Below are 17,417 nucleotides of genomic sequence, written 5' to 3'. Positions count from 1 at the left end.
GCCTGGTCCCGCCCACGCGGCGAAGCCGCAGATCAGCAGAGCCCCGCGCCCCTGGGTGTTGCAACTACCTGCGGCAACAAAGCCCCCGCCTGGTCCCGCCCACGCGGCGAAGCCGCAGATCAGCAGAGCCCCGCGCCCCTGGGTGTTGCAACTACCTGCGGCAACAAAGCCCCCGCCTGGTCGCGCCCACGCGGCGAAGCCGCGGATCAGCAGAGCCCCGCGCCCCTGGATAGTGCAACGTCCCTCAGCGCATAGCTACCTGTCAGAGATCGAGCAGGCCGGCGTGCCGCCGGGGAGGCGGTGGCGGTTGGTGGCGATCCAGATGTACAGCTCCGAGAGGAGGAAGCGGAGGCCCGGCAGGAACGCCAGAGCGCCCAGCACCGTCCAGGGGAACCGCCTGCTGCGTAGCAACAGCTTCGCTGCCGCGTCGGCGCCGCCGACGACCGTGCCCGTGGGGGTGATCCAGAGGACCTCGCGCTCCGCGCGGGCCTCGGAGACCGCGCCGTCGGTGAAGGACGCCAGCGCGTCCAGGTCCGCGCGTTGGTACGGGATCGCCGTCCAGCCCGACGTACCGAGGACGCGCTCCGCCGTCCGCACGGACGTCGTACAGAAGGCGCAGTCGCCGTCGTAGAGCAGGACCGGGGTGCCCGCAGTGAGCTCCATACAGCCATTCTCGCAGGTCCGACGGGAACCCCTGACACCGGGTGATCGGCGGCGATACCCTGACTCCGCAGGCCCGTTGACACACGCTCAGAGAGGATTCGCCGTGACGATGAGCGACATCGGGCCGCAGGTGCTGCGGACCGATCCGTCACCGAGCTCGGGGGCCACCACCTCCCTCTCCTCCCTCGCCTACCGCGACGGCGACTTCGAGCGGCTGCTCGACCTCTCCGAGGGCGTCAAGCACAAGTCGGGCCGGATCCGGCTGCTCTCCCCCAACCTCGGCGAGGCCTTCTGCGAGGCCGTGCTGGCCCGCACCCTCGGCGCGACGCGCAAGCCGATGGTGCCGTCGTACGGCGCGGCGTCGCGCCTCGTCGTCGAGCACTGCCTGGAGGCGGAGGACGTCCGCCACCAGCGGGACAAGCGGCTGACCTTGGTGGCCGTCGTCTTCGGACTGCTGTTCCTGCCCGGGGCGTTGCTCTGGCTGCTGGTCTTCGAGGCCGCCCGGCGGTCCGGTGCGAAGCGGCGCGAGGTGGTGCAGAACTTCGGCGTGCTCGTGGCCGTGCTGATCGCGGGCCTGCTGGCGTGGCGACCGGGCACCGTCACCGGGTTCTGGGGCGACTACCTGCGCGTCATGTGCATCGTGCCGGTGGCCGGCTGGTTCGTGGCGCGGCAGATCTGCGTGCGCACCTCCGAGCAGTTGCGGTCGCGCTGGCGCTCGCTGCTCGAGGGCGGCGCCCTCGGGCCGACCGTGCCGGGCGCGGTGCCCAAGGGGCCGGACGACCACAAGGCCGAGAACCAGCGCAAGCAGCTGTCCAAGCTCTCCGCCGAGCAGGACACCAACATCGTCCACTACGCCGGTTCCAAGGGAATACTCGGCCTCGGCCCCCGCTGGGCGTCCTGGCAGCTCGCCGAACAGCTCAAGCCCGCACCGGGGTTCGAGGAGATTCGCCCGTTCCACGCCTTCGACCTGGTGCGGAAGATGGACGAGCGCCTGGGCCGGCTCAAGCGCTCGCCGCTGGCGGACGGCGGCGTCCCCGGCGTCGACGTGAAGCACTGGGTGGTGCTGCCGCTGGGCGAGGGCGCGGACGAGTTCGGCCGGCCGTCGGGGCCGGAGATGGACGGCTTCCTGATGCGGCCGTCCGCGGTGGCCGACGTCGCGAACAAGCAGTCCTTCGGGAGCAGCCCCCGGCACTACCTGGGCACCCAGTTCGTGCTCTGGAACGGCCAGTTGGTCATCACCATGATGACCAGGGTGAGCGTGCTCTCGGAGACGCTGCGGATCGAGGTCTCCGGTCACGCGCTCGGCCCGCTGCCGGGCTGGTTCGGCGACAAGCCGAAGGCGCCGGAGAAGCAGGTGCAGAAGACCGGCAAGTTCTGGGAGGAGCGGACGGTCACCCTGCCCGTCGTCACCAACGCCGAGGTGGTGCGACTGGCCACCCGGGCGCCGTTCACCTGGAACCAGGGGCTGTTGAACTGGCTGGGCGGTTCGGTCAAGCTCCCGGAACCGTTCGGCATCCGCTCCGCCTGGGCGGCGCGCCCGTGGAGCAACCGTTTCATGGCCGACGACGCGATCAACATCGCCGTCCCGGTGCTGCGCGCGGTCCACGAGGCGACGTTGGACGTGCTGCGGGACCACGACATCGACGTCGAGCGCTTCCAGAACCGCTCGCAGATGCTGGGCTCGGAGGCCCAGGGCATCCGGCCGTTCAAGGCCGACGTGTACGACGCGTGAGAGCGACCGTACGACGAGGGGCCCCGGACGCGATGTCCGGGGCCCCTCGCTCTGCATGCTCGCTCAGTCCTGCATGCCCGCTCACTCCTGCATCCCCGCTCAGTCCTGCGGCCAGGCCTCGGCGACCAACTTGCGGGTCTCGCTCAGCATCTGCGGCAGCACCTTGACCCGGCCGACGACCGGCATGAAGTTCGTGTCCCCGCCCCAGCGCGGCACGATGTGCTGGTGCAGGTGGGCCGCGATACCCGCGCCGCCCGCCGAGCCCTGGTTGATGCCGATGTTGAAGCCGTGCGCGCCGGACGCCGTGCGCAGCGCCGTCATCGCCTGCTTGGTCAGGTCGGCGATCTCGACCGTCTCCTCCGCCGTCAGCTCGGTGTAGTCGGCGACGTGGCGGTACGGGACGGCCATCAAGTGGCCACCGTTGTAGGGGTACTTGTTGAGGACGGCGTAGGCGTGCACCCCACGCCGGACGATCAGACCGTCCTCGTCGCTCATCGACGGAATGGCGCAGAAGGGACAGCCGTCGTCCGGCTCGGGGCCGGTCGGCTTGTCCTCGCCCTGGATGTAGGCCATCCGGTGCGGGGTCCAGAGGCGGCCGAACCCGTCAGGGATGCTCTGCTCCTCGTACTGTTCGTACGGCTCCGTGGTCATGCTGATCAGCATAGGCGGAGGGCGGCCCCGGCTGGGACCGCCCTCACCACACCCATACCCGCTGCTCCGGCGGGACAGCGGACCTCGGACTCAGACCTGGACGCGGCGCTCCACCACGTCGAGCAGTTCGGCCAGCGCCTCCTCGCGGGAGATGCCGTTCTTCTGCGAGCCGTCGCGGTAGCGGAAGGAGACGGTGCCCGCGGCCATGTCCTCGTCGCCGACGATGACCATGAACGGGACCTTCTGCTTCTGGTGGTTGCGGATCTTCTTCTGCATCCGGTCCCCGGAGGCGTCCACCTCGAAGCGCAGGCCCTTGGCCTTGGCCTCGCGGGCGAACTCCTGGAGGTACTCGACGTGGCCGTCGCCGATCGGGATCCCGACCGCCTGGACCGGGGCCAGCCACGGCGGCATGGCGCCCGCGTAGTGCTCCAGCAGCACCGCGAAGAAGCGCTCGATCGAGCCGAACAGCGCACGGTGGATCATGACCGGACGCTGACGGGTGCCGTCCGCCGAGGTGTACTCGAGGTCGAACCGCTCCGGCAGGTTGAAGTCGACCTGGATGGTCGACATCTGCCAGGTGCGGCCGATGGCGTCCTTGGCCTGGACGGAGATCTTCGGGCCGTAGAAGGCCGCGCCGCCCGGGTCCGGGACGAGCGGCAGGCCCTGCTTCTCGGCGGCCTTGCGCAGCGTCTCGGTCGCCTCCTCCCAGACCTCGTCCGACCCGATGTACTTCTCCGGGTCCTTGGTGGAGAGCTCCAGGTAGAAGTCGTTCAGGCCGTAGTCGCGCAGCAGGTCCAGCACGAAGGTCAGCAGCGAGTCGAGCTCGTCCGCCATCTGCTCCTTGGTGCAGTAGATGTGCGCGTCGTCCTGGGTGAAGCCGCGGGCGCGGGTCAGGCCGTGGACCACGCCGGACTTCTCGTACCGGTACACCGTGCCGAACTCGAACAGGCGCAGCGGGAGCTCACGGTAGGAGCGCCCACGGGCGTCGAAGATCAGGTTGTGCATCGGGCAGTTCATGGGCTTGAGGTAGTAGTCCACGCCCTCGTCGAGCTGCATGGGCGGGTACATGCCGTCCGCGTACCAGTCCAGGTGGCCCGACTGCTCGAAGAGGGTGCCCTTGGTGGCGTGCGGGGTGTAGACGAACTCGTAGCCCGCCTGCTCGTGCCGCTTGCGCGAGTAGTCCTCCATCGCGCGGCGGATGATGCCGCCCTTGGGGTGGAAGACCGCGAGGCCGGAGCCGATCTGCTCCGGGATGGAGAAGAGGTCCAGCTCGCTGCCGAGCTTGCGGTGGTCGCGCTTCTCGGCCTCCTCCAGGAAGTCGAGGTACGCCTTCAGCTCGTCCTTGGACGGCCAGGCGGTGCCGTAGATGCGCTGCAGCATCGGGTTCTTCTCGCTGCCGCGCCAGTACGCGGCGGCGTTGCGCATCAGCTTGAAGGCCGGGATCAGCCGGGTGCTGGGCAGGTGCGGACCGCGGCAGAGGTCCTTCCAGCACAGGTCGCCGGTCTTGGCGTCCAGGTTGTCGTAGATGGTCAGCTCGCCGCCGCCCACCTCGACGTCCGCGCCGTCGTCGGAGGAGGCGGAGCCCTTGAGGCCGATCAACTCCAGCTTGTACGGCTCGTTCGCCAGCTCCTCGCGGGCCGACTCCTCGGTGACCACGCGGCGCTGGAAGCGCTGGCCGCGCTTCTGGATCTCCTGCATCTTCTTCTCGATGACCTTGAGGTCCTCGGGGGTGAACGGCTTCTCGACGTCGAAGTCGTAGTAGAAGCCGTCCTTGATGGGCGGGCCGATGCCGAGCTTGGCCTCCGGGAAGACCTCCTGGACGGCCTGGGCCATGACGTGCGCGGTGGAGTGGCGCAGGATGTTGAGGCCGTCCTCGCTGGTGATCTCCACCGGCTCGACCTCGTCGCCGTCAACCAGCGTGTAGGTGAGGTCCTTGAGCTCGCCGCCGACCTTGGCGGCGATGACAGCGCGCTCACCCGGGAAGAGCTCGGCGGCCGTCGTGCCCGTCGTCACCACGCGGTCTTCCCGGTCGGGTTCGCGATTGATGATCACACGGACGTCCGACACCGGACTCTCCTGACTCTCGGTTCCTCGTGGAAGGGCAGCAGTGCGCTGCGATCACGATGGTACCGACCCGGCGGGCGCCCTCGCGCAGGCTCACCCCGCTGCACCGCGGTCGGGGCCGGGGCCAGGGCCGGGGTCGCTGTCGGGGTCCGTGTCGGTATCGGTGTCGTCCTCGCCCTCGACGCCGTCCGACTCACCCCCGCCGGGGCCGCTCAGGCGCAGCGTCTTGGCCAGGCGGTCGCGTTCGGCCTCGTCGAGCTCGACCACGGCGACGTCACGGGCGCCGGTGATCTTGCGGAAGCCGCCCTTGCGCTCCAACAGGCCACGCAACCGGACCGGTGCCCCCTCCAGATGGGCGGTCACCGCGGTGCGGTAGTCGCGGTCGCCGAGGCGGACCCGGACCTCCTCGACATCCGCGCCGCTCAGCACCCGCAACCGGACCACGCCCTCCGCTCCCGGGACGGCCCGCTTGAGGCGGACCACCGCGCCGGTGAGGGCGACCTCGACGGCGGGTTCGCTGCGTTCGAGCCGGGCCGCCGCCGCTTCCAGGGCCGGAAGGTCGCCGGGCGAGAAGTCGACGACCAGGCGCCGGTTGCCGAACCCATGCGGGACGCCGACCTGCGCCGACCAGTGCAAGCCGACCTGCGCGCCCTCGCTGCCGCGGACCAGGTGGGCGACCGAGCCGACCAGTTCGCGGCTCAGCCCGAGCCGGACGCCGTTGTCGAACGCGTCGGTCTGGCCGGTGGCCCGCTGCAGGTCGATCGCGTCCCGCAGCGTCTCCAGCGCGCGGACCAGGGTGGTCGTGGCGAGCCGGTCGGCGGGCGCGGGGCTGTAGGCGGTGAGCAACCCGGCGCCGGTGCCGGGCGCGACGACCAGGACCCGCTCGACGTACTCGGCGGCGTAGGCGTCCAGCCGCGCACCGAAGTACGCCGCCCGGGCCTGCCCGGCCTTGGCCGCCGCCGCGAGCATGGCGGCGGCGGCCGAACGCAGCTCCGCCTCCGCGCCCCAGGCCACCGCTCCACCGACACCGGGCACCTCGCGTCGCCAGTGGATCTCGTCGCCGGGGACGAGCAGCGCGGCCAGGATGGCGCGGGCCGAGGGGACGCCGGAGCGGGAGAGGGTGAGGACGGCCTCCTCGATCAGGTCGAGGCTGTCGTCGAAGTGACGGTCACCCGGGACCAACAGGCTGGTGTCCGGCTCCAGGTCGTCGGGCGGGGCCCAGCGGCTGTAGCGGCCCTGCGCACCGCCCTTGCGGATCCAGCCGTGCCGGGCGAGCAGGGTGGTGAGCACGGCGGGGTCGACCCGTCCGGGGTCGGGCAGATCGGGTTCGGCGGGGGGCAGCAGGGTGCGTCCGCCCCGGGCTCGCACGGCGGCGCGGGCCACGGGGATCACGGAATCTGCCGGGGTGTCCTGCCGCCTGGCTGTCACGCGTGCCCTCCCGAGCCGGTGGGATGCCCGTGAATCGGGATGATCACGGCCGGTCGCCCGCCCCCACACGCGCCATGATGGCGCACAGGGCGCGGTCGTCGAAGACCTGCTCCGTCGGTATCCGGACATTCGTCCGCCGCCTGCCGGTGATCGGATGTCCGGCCAGGTTGACCCAGTAGCAGCAGTGCCGCAGCTCCAGCCGGTCGGGCCGGGCGAGCAGCCACTGGTCGACCTGACGGGGCGCCAGCATCACCACCAGGATCTTGTGCACGGCGACCCGGGGGTGGGCGAGTTTGCGCAGGTGGTCGTTGTCGAGGGTGAAGCTGAAGTGCGGTCCGGCCGGGTTCGGCGGGATCTGCGCGGTGCATTTGAGCTGGACCTTGATGGTGGCCTCGTCGTCGACCAGGTGGGCGGAGTTGCCGTGGCTGAGATGCCAGTCGATCCCGTTGTCCGGGAAGGGTGAGGCGAGGGCGCAGCCCGCGGCGGCCGCCACGGCATGGAGATACCCCACCTGCAGCGTCTCCATGCAGGAGGTGACGGCGAGTTGACCGCGAAGAGAACGCCCGTCCGGCGCGGCCGGTTCGGGCCAGGTAGTTGCCATCGGTACCGCTCCGGTCCAGACGACGGGCGGATCCGCCCCGTTTCGGACACCCCGTCAACTTCGGTCTTTCCACGACTGGATGGCGCGAAACAACGCAACAGCTGTGTATCTCCGACAGGAGGATTGAATGCGGAAAGTGACCGGGTATCACCCAGGTGTGAAGCGTTTCTGCCATCCGTCGAGATCACAGTGACGGGGCGAGAAAGGACAGCAGAAAGGACAGGGGGACGGTGATGACGCTCTGGCACGAAGGGCCGCTCGCGTCCTTCGACACCGAGACCACCGGCGTCGACGTCGAACGCGACCGGATCGTGACGGCCGCCCTGGTGCTGCAGGACGCGCCGGGCGGCGAACTGCGGCGGCTGGACTGGGCCGTCGACCCGGGCCTGCCGATTCCCGCGCAGGCCACGGCGGTGCACGGACTGACCGACTCCTGGGCGCGCGAGCACGGCCGGGCACCGGGAGTCGTGGTGGAGGAGATCGCGCACGCTCTGGCCGAAAGCGCGCGCGCCGGACGGCCGTTGGTGGTGATGAACGCCCCCTACGACCTCACCCTCCTCGACCGCGAACTGCGCCGCCACCGTAATCTGATGCTCAGTCACTACTTCTCCGGCACACCGCTGTTGGTTCTGGACCCCTGGGTGCTGGACAAGCATCTCGACCGCTACCGCAAGGGCCGGCGGACCCTCGCCGCACTGTGCGCGAGCTACGACGTCCCACTGGCGGACGCGCACGACGCCGGCGCCGACGCCACGGCGGCGATGGAGCTGACCAGGGCCATAGGGCGTCGTCACCACGGCCGCCTGGAGGGGTTGACCACGGCGGAGCTGCATCTGCGTCAGGCGGTGTGGCACGCGGCGCAGGCGCGCGGACTCGAACAGTGGTTCTCGCGCAGCGGTACACCCACCCCGGTGGATCGGGCCTGGCCGCTGCGGCTCCCCCTGGAGCAGGCCGCCTGAGTGGCGGAGGAAGGTCTGGCGAAGGCCCTGCGAAGGACCGAAAGAAGGGGAAGAACAGCTGAAGGCCCCTCAACTGAGGGGCCTTCATGTCCTGCACGGGTGGGCGATACTGGGTTCGAACCAGTGACCTCTTCGGTGTGAACGAAGCGCTCTCCCACTGAGCTAATCGCCCGGGCACGCAGAGAACATTAGCACTGCCTGGGCCGATGCCAGAAATGCCTATCCCGAGCCTCGTCGTTCGACTCGAACGATCCGAACGATTCGAACACCAGTGCTAACCTGGTCGTATGGCCACCGCACTGCTGCTCCTCGACGTCCAGCGCGACATGCTGCTCACCCCCTCCGTCGCCGCGTCCCTGCGCACACTGCTCAGTCGGGCCAGAAACGCGGGTGCGCCCGTCGTCCACGTCCGCAGCGACGGCCAGCCACTGCTCTTCGGCTCCTGGCACGGGGAAACAGTGGTCGACCGCACCGACGAGAACGCCTTCCTCGGCAGCGCCCTCACCGAGGCGCTCCCGGCGGGGAGCCGACTGGTGGTGGCCGGAGTCTGGAGCGAGCACGCCGTCTCGGCCACGGTGACGGCGGCGCTCGGACGCGGCTACCGCGTGGTGCTGGCCTCCGGCGCGCACGAGGGGTTCACCATGGAGGCGGCGCGACGGGTGGAGGACGAGCTGGCGGCGGTCGGCGCGGTGATCGCCGACGCGGACGCGGTCCCCTTCAGCTGACGCCCCGCTGATCCGGCTGAAGCCGCGCTGCTCCGATCGGGACACGCCGAAGGCCCGCAGGTCGACGACCTGCGAGCCTTCGGTCCGGGGTGGGCGATACTGGGTTCGAACCAGTGACCTCTTCGGTGTGAACGAAGCGCTCTCCCACTGAGCTAATCGCCCGGGCGCAGGGAAAACACTACCGCATGCCGACCCCTGCTCCGGCACCGCTCCGGCCCGTTGCGCCGGGGCGCGGGCAGAGCTGCGCCCACTGGCCGGACACTGGCTGAAAACCGTCCCTGGACGAACCGCGAAACGGCTCTCACCTGCCGCTTCGTGTGACTCCTGTGACGTCTGTGACGACTGCGCCAGATGGGGTATCCGGAGCGCACTAATCCGGACAGAGGGGTTTACACCGGGCCCAACGGTGGGATGGTCCGTTCGCCGACGTGCGATCCCCGAGCGCACACTGAGCGAAAGGCCTTGGCGCTTATGAACACCACGGTCAGCTGCGAGCTGCACCTGCGCCTCATCGTGTCGAGCGAGTCTTCCCTCCCCGTTCCGGCGGGGCTGCGCTACGACACGGCCGACCCCTATGCCGTGCACGCCACCTTCCACACGGGCGCCGACGAGACCGTCGACTGGGTGTTCGCCCGCGACCTCCTCGCGGAGGGGCTGCACCGGCCGACCGGGACCGGCGATGTCCGTGTCTGGCCCTCACGCAGCCACGGACAAGGAGTCGTCTGCATCGCGTTGAGCTCTCCCGAGGGAGAAGCCCTGCTGGAAGCCCCGGCCCGCGCGCTGGAGTCCTTCCTCAAGCGAACCGACGCCGCGGTCCCCCCGGGGACCGAGCACCGGCACTTCGACCTCGACAGGGAGCTGAGCCACATCCTGGCGGAGAGCTAGCACCATGCGCTGACCTCGCACAGCGCTGCACCTACATGCGCGGGCGTGCTACTCGGGGGCACGCGGCGCAGCACGGCAAGGCCGTTGCGGCCCGGTGATGGAGACCCCATCGCCGGGCCGCAGCGGCTTTTCCAGGCCCCTCACACGTCGGTCGCCTCGTCGGTCGCCACGTGGGTCGCCGCATCCGTCGACACGTCAGTCGACGCGCGTCACTCCCCCGTTCGGGCCTGTCAGCACGGGCGATGGTGTCGTCATGACCTTGACCCGTCACGAAGGGTAGAGTCCTCGCCAACCAGTCGGCCCCAACCACGCGGCCGAACCGTCGGGCCACGGAGAGCCAGGAGCCCCGCCGTGCTGATCACCCACGACACCGAATGCGCTCTCGACGCTCTGGTCGAGCTGCTGAACACGTCCCCCGAAGCCTGCGGCCAGGAGGCTCTTCCGGACCTGCCCGCCCTGCGCGGCTTCGTGGCCCACCGCGAACTGAGCGAGGTGGGACGGCTGACCGCCACCGACCTCGACGCGATCCGCCTGCTGCGGGCACGCTTCTGGGAGGTGCTGGGTGCGCCGACCATCCCTGAGGCGGCCGAGCTGCTCAACAGCCTGATCGCCCGGGCCGGCACCACGCCCAGACTGACCGACCACGACGGTCACGACTGGCACATCCACTACTTCGCGCCCGGCGCGGCGCTGGCCGACCGGATGGCCGCCGAGTCCGGGATCGCCCTGTCGATGGTCCTGGTCGCGGGCGAACGCGAGCGGCTGCGCCGTTGCGAGGCCCCGGACTGCGTCCGGGTCTTCGTCGACCTCTCCCGCAACCGCTCGCGCCGCTACTGCGACAGCCGTACCTGCGGCAACCGCCTGCACGTGGCCGCCTACCGCGCGCGGCAGCGCGTCGCTCCCCCGCCGGAGGCCGAGCTCGGCTCCGCGCGGAGCGCGGCCGTGGGTGACACGACGCCGGAGACGCCCGGTGTCGGCGTGGGGACGTGACTGAAGGGAACAACGGGAGCGGCGGCCCGACCGACGCGACGACGGCCGGAACCACGGCGCCCGCGGATTCGGTGCGTCCGCTGGAGCTCTTCTTCGACCTGGTCTTCGTCTTCACCATCACCCAGATCGCCGGGCTGCTCGCAGCCCACCCCGACCTGCTCCGCCTGGCCCAGTCGGCGCTGCTGCTGGCGCTGGTCTGGTGGATGTACGGGGGCTATGCCTGGTTGACCAACGCGCTCGACCTGGAGCAGATCGGCCCCCGCCTGCTGCTCCTGCTCGGCACGGCGGGGTTCTTCGTGATGTCGATGGCGGTGCCGCGCGCGGCGGAACCGGGCCCGTGGGGGCTGGTCTTCGGTGCGGCGTACCTCCTCGTGGTGCTGGTCCACGCCTTCGGATTCCTGGGCACCTCCGGCCACCTCGGGATCACCAGGATCGGCCCGATCAACGTGATCAGCGCGCTGGTGGTGCTCGCCGCCGGGGCGGTTCCCGCGCACGAGCGCGCCTGGGTGTGGGCGGTCGCCGTGCTGATCGAGTGGGTGACCCCGTTCCACGGCGGCGTCGGCGGGTTCAGCGTGGGTGCCGGGCACTTCGTGGAGCGGCACGGGCTGGCCGTGATCATCGTGCTCGGCGAGTCGATCACCGAGGTCGGCGCGGCGGCGACGCACGAGGACCGACTGACGGCGGTGCTGGTGGGCGCTCTGCTGGCGCTGGCCGTCAGCGCGGCGATGTGGTGGCTCTACTTCGACCGCGAGGAGCACGACAGTCTGACCCTGCTGGAGCGGGTCCCGGCGCAGCGTCGCACCCGCGTCGCGGTCCTCTCCTTCGGCTACGCCTACCTGTTCGTCATCTTCGGCATCGCCCTTTCGGCGGTCGGGATGCAGGAGGCGATCGACGCGTTCACCGAGCCGTTGCACGGACTGCCCGCCGCCATGCTGCCGCTCGGGACCGCCCTGTACCTCGGTGGACTGGCCTACTTCCACTGGACCTTGGCCGGGCGGTGGCCGGTACCGCGCCTGGTGGCCGCAGCCGCCGTGCTCGCCGCGGGCGTGCCCGCACTTCTCTGGTCCGGGGGCTGTGCGGCCCTGGCCGCGACGGCCGGCCTGCTGATCGGCCTGATTCTGTGGGAACGGACGCGCCTGAAGCGGGCGTGATCCGACGGCCGCCGAGCGCGCGGGCAGTCGCCCGGCCAGCCGCCCGGAGAGCCGGTCAGATGCCGCGGCGCTTGAGGATCTCCTCGATGTCGGAGAAGTCGCCCAGGTCCGTACCGCCGCTCCCACCGGACGTGCCGGGCTTGCCGGACGACGAGGCGGGAAGTGCCTGGCCGGCTCCCGCCGGGCGTCCGGTGGTGGCCGCCGGGGCGGGCTGCTTGGCGGCGACCGACGTGCCGTTGCCCTGCGACGTGCCCTTCCCCCTGCCCCGACGCAGCCGCACGCCGGTGCTGAACAGCACTACGACCGCCACGCCCAGCATCACGACCCCGATCCACACCCGGGGGTCGAAGACCAGGTGAGTGGCCCAGCTCGCCAGGCTGTGGCCGATCTGCCGGAAGACCGTGATCAGGCCGGTCAGCCAGAGCCCGGTCGGGACCAGAGCGACCGCGAGCCACCGGATCCCCGCCCGAAACCGTCCGCGCGAGGCGGTGAGCACCGCGAGCACCACGCCCACGGCCGAGAGTGCCATGCAGATGATGCCGGTCATGATCGGGCTCTCCTTCTGCTGCCGGGATGCCGCCGGGCTGCTGGGCCAGCGGGCGTCATAACCATCGTGCCCATAAATGGGAGACTTGCGAGCATGACCGAAAGTTCCTCGGGCGCGTCCGCGTCCCCCGTCAAGACCGTCGAGCTCTGGTGCGAGCTGCAGTGTCCCGACTGCGCCACCGCGCTCGACGACGTACACGCGCTGCGCGCCGCGCACGGCGACCGCGTGGAGATCGTGCTGCGCCACTTCCCGCTGGAGAAGCACACGTTCTCCTTCCAGGCGGCCGAGGCCGCCGAGGAGGCCTTCGCCCAGGGCAAGGGCTGGCCGTTCGTGGAGGCGGTGCTGGCCCGCACCGAGGAGCTGGACCGCAGCGGGCTCAAGCTGCTGCTGAAGGTCGCGGAGGAGCTCGGCCTGGACGCCGAGGAGATGGACACGGCGCTGATCGACGGCCGCCACAGCTTCACGGTCGAGGCCGACCACGCCGAGGGCAAGGCCATCGGCGTCAAGGGCACCCCGAACTGGGTCGTCGGCCGCGAGCGCCTCGACGGCAGCAAGAGCCAGGACGGTCTGCGCGAGCGACTCCTCGCCCTGCTGGGCGAGTGACACCGCCGGCCTGCTGACGTTTTCGGCCGTGGGCCGGACCGGGGAAGTCCCGGTCCGGCCCACGGCCGTTGCTCAGAGCAGCGACTTGCCGAAGACCCAGCGGACGGTGCGGTAGCCCAGCGACTCGTAGAGCCGCTCGGCCGGGGTGTTCCCGGCGTGGACGTTCAGGCCGAGACGGCGTCGACCGGCGTCGAGGGTGAGGCCCTCGGCGAGCAGCATCAGCGACCGCCCGTGGCCGCGACCCCGCTGCGCCTCGTCCACCAGCACGTCGTAGACCCAGGCCGGTCGGCGGCCCGACTCGGAGGTGTTGATCCAGACCGTCCCGACCGGGACGCCGTCGACGGTCAGGCGACTGATCACGGTGTCCGGGGTGTCGAGGCCCCCGCCGAGCATGGCCGCGTGGTCCGCGTCGCTCTTGGTCCGCGCCTGGTCGGGCGTCATCCCCATGCCGACCAGCAGCTCGAGATAGCCCGCCGTCTCCTGCGCCAGCCACACCGGGTACTCCGCCCAGGTCATCGGTCGGCCGACCGTTCCGGCGGGCAACACCGGTGCGGTGTCCGGGAGTTGCTTGACCATGTTGCGGGCGGCCGGGGCGTAGCCGAGGCCCGCCACCCAGCGGATGGCGCGGTCGGGCTCGGGCGAGCGCTCCGGCAGCACCGACAGCTCGGCGCGGCGGCAGCCCCAGGAGCGCAGGATCTCCTCGGCGGCGAGGACGGCGACGGTGCCGCGTCCCCGACCGCGATCCGGCTCGTCCACCGCCAGGTCGATCAGCACACCCACGTCGCCCGGCGCGACGCGCAGGCGGACGCCGCCGACCGGCCGTCCGTTGACGCAGATCGCGTAGTCACGCCCGCGCCCGCCGAGCGGCGTCCGGGTCTCGGGACCGGTCGGGCGCAGGGTCGTCGTCACTACGGCTCCAGGTCGGCGGCGGCGCGCGCGGCGAAGATCTCGCCGACCTTGACGGTCACGTGGCCCGGCGCGCCAGCGAGTTCGCGTTGGTCGACCCGGGAGACGCCCTGGACGTCGCGGAGGGTTCCGGTCAGGAAGACCTCCTCCGCCTCCTGCAGCACCGAGTAGGGCAGGTCGGCCTCCTCCGCGTCGGTCCACTCCAGCACGAGCGCGCGGGTGATCCCGGCCAGGCAGCCGGAGGAGAGCGGTGGGGTGAGCAGTCGACCGCCGACGACCACGAAGACGTTCGAGGCCGTGCCCTCGCACAGCATGCCCGCGGTGTTGGCGAGCAGGGCCTCACCGGCGTCGTGCTGGTGGGCGCGGGCCAGGGCGACGACGTTCTCGGCGTAGGAGGTCGTCTTCAGCCCGGCCGTCGCAGCGTGCTCGTTGCGCCGCCACGGGACGGTGACCACGGGGGTGGCACCGGTCCGTCGGACGGTCGGGCCGAGCGCGACGACGAGCGTGGGCGTAATCTCGCCGCGTTCCGAGCCGAGCGGCGCGACGCCGCCGGTGTAGGTGATCCGGAGCCGTCCCAGCGCCGTCGGGTTGGCCTCCAGCACCGCCGCGCAGGCGCGTTCGACCTCGGCCCGGTCGGGGGTGGGCAACCCGAGGCCGCGCGCGGAACGCTCCAGCCGGTCGATGTGGCGGCGCAGCGCGAAGGGGCGGCCGTCGGTCGTCTTCACCGTCTCGAAGACGCCGTCGCCGACGGTCATGCCGTGGTCGAGGACCGAGACCGTCGCCTCCTCGGCGTCGTGGAGTCGGCCGTTGACCCAGATCTGCACGGTGGCACCCCTCACGCTCAACTCGTTACTGCCGCATACGCTCAACTCACCGCATGCGCGCCGTCACTGAATGCGCTGACCTCACTGCATGCGCTGAGCTCACTGCATGCTCTCAGCTCGGCACGTGTGCCGACTCGCTTTCCGACGCTATCGCGACCAGTCGGGACGCCTTGAGTTCGGTCTCGGCCCACTCACGGTCCGGATCGGAGCCCCAGGTGATCCCGGCCCCGGTGCCGAAACGGACGCAGGGCCCGGCCGGGTCGGCCCGGTCGACCCAGAACGTGCGGATGCCGACCGCGAGTTCGCCGATGCCGCGGTCCGCGTCGACCCAGCCGACCGCGCCGCAGTAGGGGCCGCGGGGCGCCGTCTCCAGCGCGTCGATGATCCGCAGCGCGCTGCTCTTGGGCGCTCCGGTGACCGAGCCCGGCGGGAAGGTGGCCGCCAGCAGCTCCGGCCAGCCCGTGCCAGGCCGCAACCGCCCCTCGACCAGCGACACCAGATGCACCAGGCCCGGATGCTTCTCGACCGCGCACAGCTCGGGCACGGTCACGCTGCCGGTGACGCAGACCCGGCCCAGGTCGTTGCGGACCAGGTCGACGATCATCACGTTCTCGGCGAAGTCCTTCTCCAGCAGATCGGCCTCGGTGCGGCCGGTGCCCTTGATCGGGCCGGAGCGGACGACGGCCCCGTCCCGGTGCAGGAAGAGCTCGGGCGAGGCGGTCGCCACCTCGACGCCGTGGTCGGGCAGGCGCACGGTGCCCGCGAAGGGGGCCGGATTGCCGCGGGCCAGGCGCGCGGTCAACGCGTCCACGTCGGCGCGGGACGGGTCGGGCAGCGGCGCGGTCAGCACCCGGCAGAGGTTGGCCTGGTAGACCTCGCCCACGGCGATGTACTCGCGGATCCGGCGGACGCCCGCCGTGTAGGCGTCGCGGTCGAGCGAGCTCTGCCAGTCCTGGGGAGCCGGGCCGAGCCAGCCGTCCGATCCCGTCTCCGGGATGTCCGTCTCCGGGATGTCCAGGCGGACGTCCGCGAAGCGGGCGCAGGTGATCCGGCCCTCGAAATCGGCGACGACGGCCCAGAACCCGGCCCCGTCCAGCACCGCCGGATCATTGCTGACCTCGCACAATCCGGTGGCGACCCGGCCGGCGAACCGGGCCATCGGGACGGACGACGGAATCGGATGGATCACGGGTGCTCTCTGCCTTCTGCGGGACGTACGGCAGGCGGAAGTCTAGGTCTCCGCAGGCAGGAGCGCCTGTGGGGGCGACTGCCGACTACGGCACGCAGGTGGATACGGAATTTGAGCTGGGCCCGGAATCCGCTAGAGTTCAACACGTCGCCGGGACGCGGACCGCAGAAAGTAAGCGGAAAGCAGACCGGAGATCACGCGGACGTGGCTCAGTTGGTAGAGCATCACCTTGCCAAGGTGAGGGTCGCGGGTTCGAATCCCGTCGTCCGCTCGGAAGGAAGATCGCTTGTCGGTCTTTTCCTGGTGGAGTGGCCGAGAGGCGAGGCAACGGCCTGCAAAGCCGTGTACACGGGTTCAAATCCCGTCTCCACCTCCATGCGCGATTAGCTCAGCGGGAGAGCGCTTCCCTGACACGGAAGAGGTCACTGGTTCAATCCCAGTATCGCGCACTGCCCCTCCGGGGGCGTGCACCATGGCAAGGCCCAGCAGTACCGGCAACATCCGCAGTACCGCAGCACCACCCGCGCGATTAGCTCAGCGGGAGAGCGCTTCCCTGACACGGAAGAGGTCACTGGTTCAATCCCAGTATCGCGCACTGCCCCTCCGGGGGCGTGCACCACGGCAAGGCCCAGCAGTACCGCCCGCGCGATTAGCTCAGCGGGAGAGCGCTTCCCTGACACGGAAGAGGTCACTGGTTCAATCCCAGTATCGCGCACCGAAGAAGGCCCCCAGGCTCAGCCTGGGGGCCTTCGCGTTGCCCGTCTCGGAGGGCAAGGCGCGCGAGCACCGCGCCCGGGCTGCCCTCACCGACAGACCGGACACGGCACCCGCCGTTCTCGGGAACGGCACAGGGCCGTCGGGACGGGCCTCAGTGGCCCATCAGCTGCACCACGGTGTTCGCCTGCAAGGCGAACTGGTGCCAGGCGCCGAACGCGTAGGCGAGGAGCGCCGCGACCGGCAGGGCGATGGCAAGCGCGACCAGCGGGTTCCTCGTGCCCTCCGGCGACCTGCGCCGCCGCGCGGGGCCCTCCGTCTGCATCGCCATCGCCAACTCCCCCATCCGCCTCTTCGTCGTCATGCCCGTCACCGTCGTCGTCCTTACTCGTGTTGCCGCAGCGCGCGGACGGAGCCGGTCTGCTGAGGGCGGCGGGCGGAGAACCTCGGGGGACGAGCGTCCCGCCCACCGCACACAACCACCGTATGACTCCCCGCATTCCCGGTCGTCATGCCGACGCAGGGTCCTCGGTGCATCCCCGAGGAGGACCCGCCGACCGTGGATCTCGTCCCCGAGGTGGAGAAGGCCCCGGCGGAACCCTCAGGGAGAACCCTGAGCCGGCCGCTGCGTTGCGTATCAGCACACCGGCGGCGCGAGTCCGTAAGCTGTGCCCAGGCAGACGGCGCGAACCGACCGGACGGGCGGACCGAGCGACCGCAGGACGAACGACAGACGCACGACACACGGGCAGCACCCGCCGCACGGCGGCGACCTGACGGTGGGA

Annotated in this window: 17 protein-coding genes and 7 tRNA genes; 12 read left to right on the top strand and 12 right to left on the bottom strand. The window is 70.9% G+C overall.

Features of this window, described 5'->3' with window-relative positions; translation table 11 throughout:
* Window positions 1–255: 255 nt before the first annotated feature.
* The gene (locus tag ABH928_RS34610; protein ID WP_370072689.1) at window positions 256–663 is read right to left on the bottom strand and encodes a thiol-disulfide oxidoreductase DCC family protein; all 408 of its coding nucleotides are present in this window, start codon (window positions 661–663) and stop codon (window positions 256–258) included.
* 109 nt (window positions 664–772) lie between these two features.
* On the opposite strand from ABH928_RS34610, the gene ABH928_RS34605 reads away from it, so the two are divergent.
* Complete coding sequence (locus ABH928_RS34605) at window positions 773–2,395, top strand: hypothetical protein (RefSeq protein ID WP_370072693.1); 1,623 nt, start codon at window positions 773–775, stop codon at window positions 2,393–2,395.
* 99 nt (window positions 2,396–2,494) lie between these two features.
* Here the strand turns inward: ABH928_RS34605 and ABH928_RS34600 are convergent, their stop codons facing one another.
* The 4 genes from ABH928_RS34600 to ABH928_RS34585 form a co-directional block, all read right to left on the bottom strand.
* The gene (locus ABH928_RS34600; RefSeq protein ID WP_370072688.1) at window positions 2,495–3,058 is read right to left on the bottom strand and encodes an HIT domain-containing protein; all 564 of its coding nucleotides are present in this window, start codon (window positions 3,056–3,058) and stop codon (window positions 2,495–2,497) included.
* A 78-nt stretch (window positions 3,059–3,136) separates the two neighbouring features.
* Window positions 3,137–5,113: a threonine--tRNA ligase gene (gene thrS, locus ABH928_RS34595; RefSeq protein WP_370072687.1), complete on the bottom strand. Its 1,977-nt coding sequence runs from the start codon at window positions 5,111–5,113 to the stop codon at window positions 3,137–3,139.
* A 90-nt stretch (window positions 5,114–5,203) separates the two neighbouring features.
* Window positions 5,204–6,538, bottom strand: coding sequence for a hypothetical protein (locus ABH928_RS34590; protein ID WP_370072686.1), 1,335 nt, complete (start codon window positions 6,536–6,538; stop codon window positions 5,204–5,206).
* A 43-nt stretch (window positions 6,539–6,581) separates the two neighbouring features.
* Window positions 6,582–7,139: a DUF4365 domain-containing protein gene (locus tag ABH928_RS34585; protein WP_370072685.1), complete on the bottom strand. Its 558-nt coding sequence runs from the start codon at window positions 7,137–7,139 to the stop codon at window positions 6,582–6,584.
* Window positions 7,140–7,372: 233 nt separating this feature from the next.
* Here ABH928_RS34585 and ABH928_RS34580 point away from each other — a divergent pair, with 233 nt between their 5' ends.
* On the top strand, window positions 7,373–8,098 hold the full coding sequence (locus ABH928_RS34580) for an exonuclease domain-containing protein (protein WP_370072684.1): 726 nt from the start codon (window positions 7,373–7,375) through the stop codon (window positions 8,096–8,098).
* Between the two features lie 100 nt (window positions 8,099–8,198).
* Here the strand turns inward: ABH928_RS34580 and ABH928_RS34575 are convergent.
* Window positions 8,199–8,270 (bottom strand) — tRNA-Val (locus ABH928_RS34575).
* Between the two features lie 115 nt (window positions 8,271–8,385).
* Between ABH928_RS34575 and ABH928_RS34570 the strand changes: the two genes are divergently transcribed.
* Window positions 8,386–8,823: an isochorismatase family protein gene (locus ABH928_RS34570; protein WP_370072683.1), complete on the top strand. Its 438-nt coding sequence runs from the start codon at window positions 8,386–8,388 to the stop codon at window positions 8,821–8,823.
* A gap of 90 nt (window positions 8,824–8,913) precedes the next feature.
* Here ABH928_RS34570 and ABH928_RS34565 read toward each other — a convergent pair.
* Window positions 8,914–8,985: transfer RNA gene (locus tag ABH928_RS34565), tRNA-Val, on the bottom strand.
* Window positions 8,986–9,294: 309 nt separating this feature from the next.
* On the opposite strand from ABH928_RS34565, the gene ABH928_RS34560 reads away from it, so the two are divergent.
* From ABH928_RS34560 to ABH928_RS34550, 3 genes are all read left to right on the top strand, one after another.
* Window positions 9,295–9,708 (top strand): SsgA family sporulation/cell division regulator, encoded by a 414-nt coding sequence (locus tag ABH928_RS34560; protein WP_034091203.1) that lies wholly within the window; start codon window positions 9,295–9,297, stop codon window positions 9,706–9,708.
* Between the two features lie 351 nt (window positions 9,709–10,059).
* Window positions 10,060–10,698, top strand: a complete 639-nt coding sequence (locus tag ABH928_RS34555; RefSeq protein ID WP_370072682.1) for a CGNR zinc finger domain-containing protein — start codon at window positions 10,060–10,062, stop codon at window positions 10,696–10,698.
* A complete protein-coding gene (locus tag ABH928_RS34550) occupies window positions 10,695–11,849 on the top strand; it encodes a low temperature requirement protein A (RefSeq protein ID WP_370072681.1) in 1,155 nt (384 codons plus the stop codon). The genes ABH928_RS34555 and ABH928_RS34550 overlap by 4 nt, the downstream gene beginning before the upstream one ends.
* 55 nt (window positions 11,850–11,904) lie before the next feature.
* Here ABH928_RS34550 and ABH928_RS34545 read toward each other — a convergent pair whose 3' ends face one another.
* Window positions 11,905–12,396: a hypothetical protein gene (locus tag ABH928_RS34545; protein WP_370072680.1), complete on the bottom strand. Its 492-nt coding sequence runs from the start codon at window positions 12,394–12,396 to the stop codon at window positions 11,905–11,907.
* Between the two features lie 93 nt (window positions 12,397–12,489).
* Between ABH928_RS34545 and ABH928_RS34540 the strand changes: the two genes are divergently transcribed.
* The gene (locus tag ABH928_RS34540) at window positions 12,490–12,999 is read left to right on the top strand and encodes a DsbA family protein (RefSeq protein WP_370072679.1); all 510 of its coding nucleotides are present in this window, start codon (window positions 12,490–12,492) and stop codon (window positions 12,997–12,999) included.
* A 72-nt stretch (window positions 13,000–13,071) separates the two neighbouring features.
* Here the strand turns inward: ABH928_RS34540 and ABH928_RS34535 are convergent, their stop codons facing one another.
* The 3 genes from ABH928_RS34535 to ABH928_RS34525 all read right to left on the bottom strand — a co-directional run bounded on the left by ABH928_RS34535 (window position 13,072) and on the right by ABH928_RS34525 (window position 15,888).
* Complete coding sequence (locus tag ABH928_RS34535) at window positions 13,072–13,908, bottom strand: GNAT family N-acetyltransferase (RefSeq protein ID WP_370072678.1); 837 nt, start codon at window positions 13,906–13,908, stop codon at window positions 13,072–13,074.
* Window positions 13,908–14,729, bottom strand: a complete 822-nt coding sequence (locus tag ABH928_RS34530) for an aminotransferase class IV (protein ID WP_370072692.1) — start codon at window positions 14,727–14,729, stop codon at window positions 13,908–13,910. The genes ABH928_RS34535 and ABH928_RS34530 overlap by 1 nt, the downstream gene beginning before the upstream one ends.
* A gap of 112 nt (window positions 14,730–14,841) precedes the next feature.
* Window positions 14,842–15,888: a chorismate-binding protein gene (locus tag ABH928_RS34525; RefSeq protein WP_370072691.1), complete on the bottom strand. Its 1,047-nt coding sequence runs from the start codon at window positions 15,886–15,888 to the stop codon at window positions 14,842–14,844.
* 228 nt (window positions 15,889–16,116) lie between these two features.
* Between ABH928_RS34525 and ABH928_RS34520 the strand changes: the two genes are divergently transcribed.
* The 5 genes from ABH928_RS34520 to ABH928_RS34500 all read left to right on the top strand — a co-directional run bounded on the left by ABH928_RS34520 (window position 16,117) and on the right by ABH928_RS34500 (window position 16,633).
* Window positions 16,117–16,189, top strand: a tRNA-Gly gene (locus ABH928_RS34520).
* A gap of 31 nt (window positions 16,190–16,220) precedes the next feature.
* Window positions 16,221–16,294: transfer RNA gene (locus ABH928_RS34515), tRNA-Cys, on the top strand.
* 1 nt (window position 16,295) lies between these two features.
* Window positions 16,296–16,367, top strand: a tRNA-Val gene (locus ABH928_RS34510).
* A 74-nt stretch (window positions 16,368–16,441) separates the two neighbouring features.
* Window positions 16,442–16,513, top strand: a tRNA-Val gene (locus ABH928_RS34505).
* Between the two features lie 48 nt (window positions 16,514–16,561).
* Window positions 16,562–16,633 (top strand) — tRNA-Val (locus tag ABH928_RS34500).
* 153 nt (window positions 16,634–16,786) lie between these two features.
* Here ABH928_RS34500 and ABH928_RS34495 read toward each other — a convergent pair.
* Entirely contained in the window at window positions 16,787–16,996 is a 210-nt protein-coding gene (locus ABH928_RS34495) for a hypothetical protein (RefSeq protein ID WP_196194181.1), read from the bottom strand.
* Window positions 16,997–17,417 lie beyond the last annotated feature (421 nt).

It is taken from the genome of Streptacidiphilus sp. MAP5-3 (assembly GCF_041262505.1).
Lineage (GTDB): Bacteria > Actinomycetota > Actinomycetes > Streptomycetales > Streptomycetaceae > Streptacidiphilus.
This window is presented reverse-complemented; position numbering and strand designations above follow the sequence as displayed.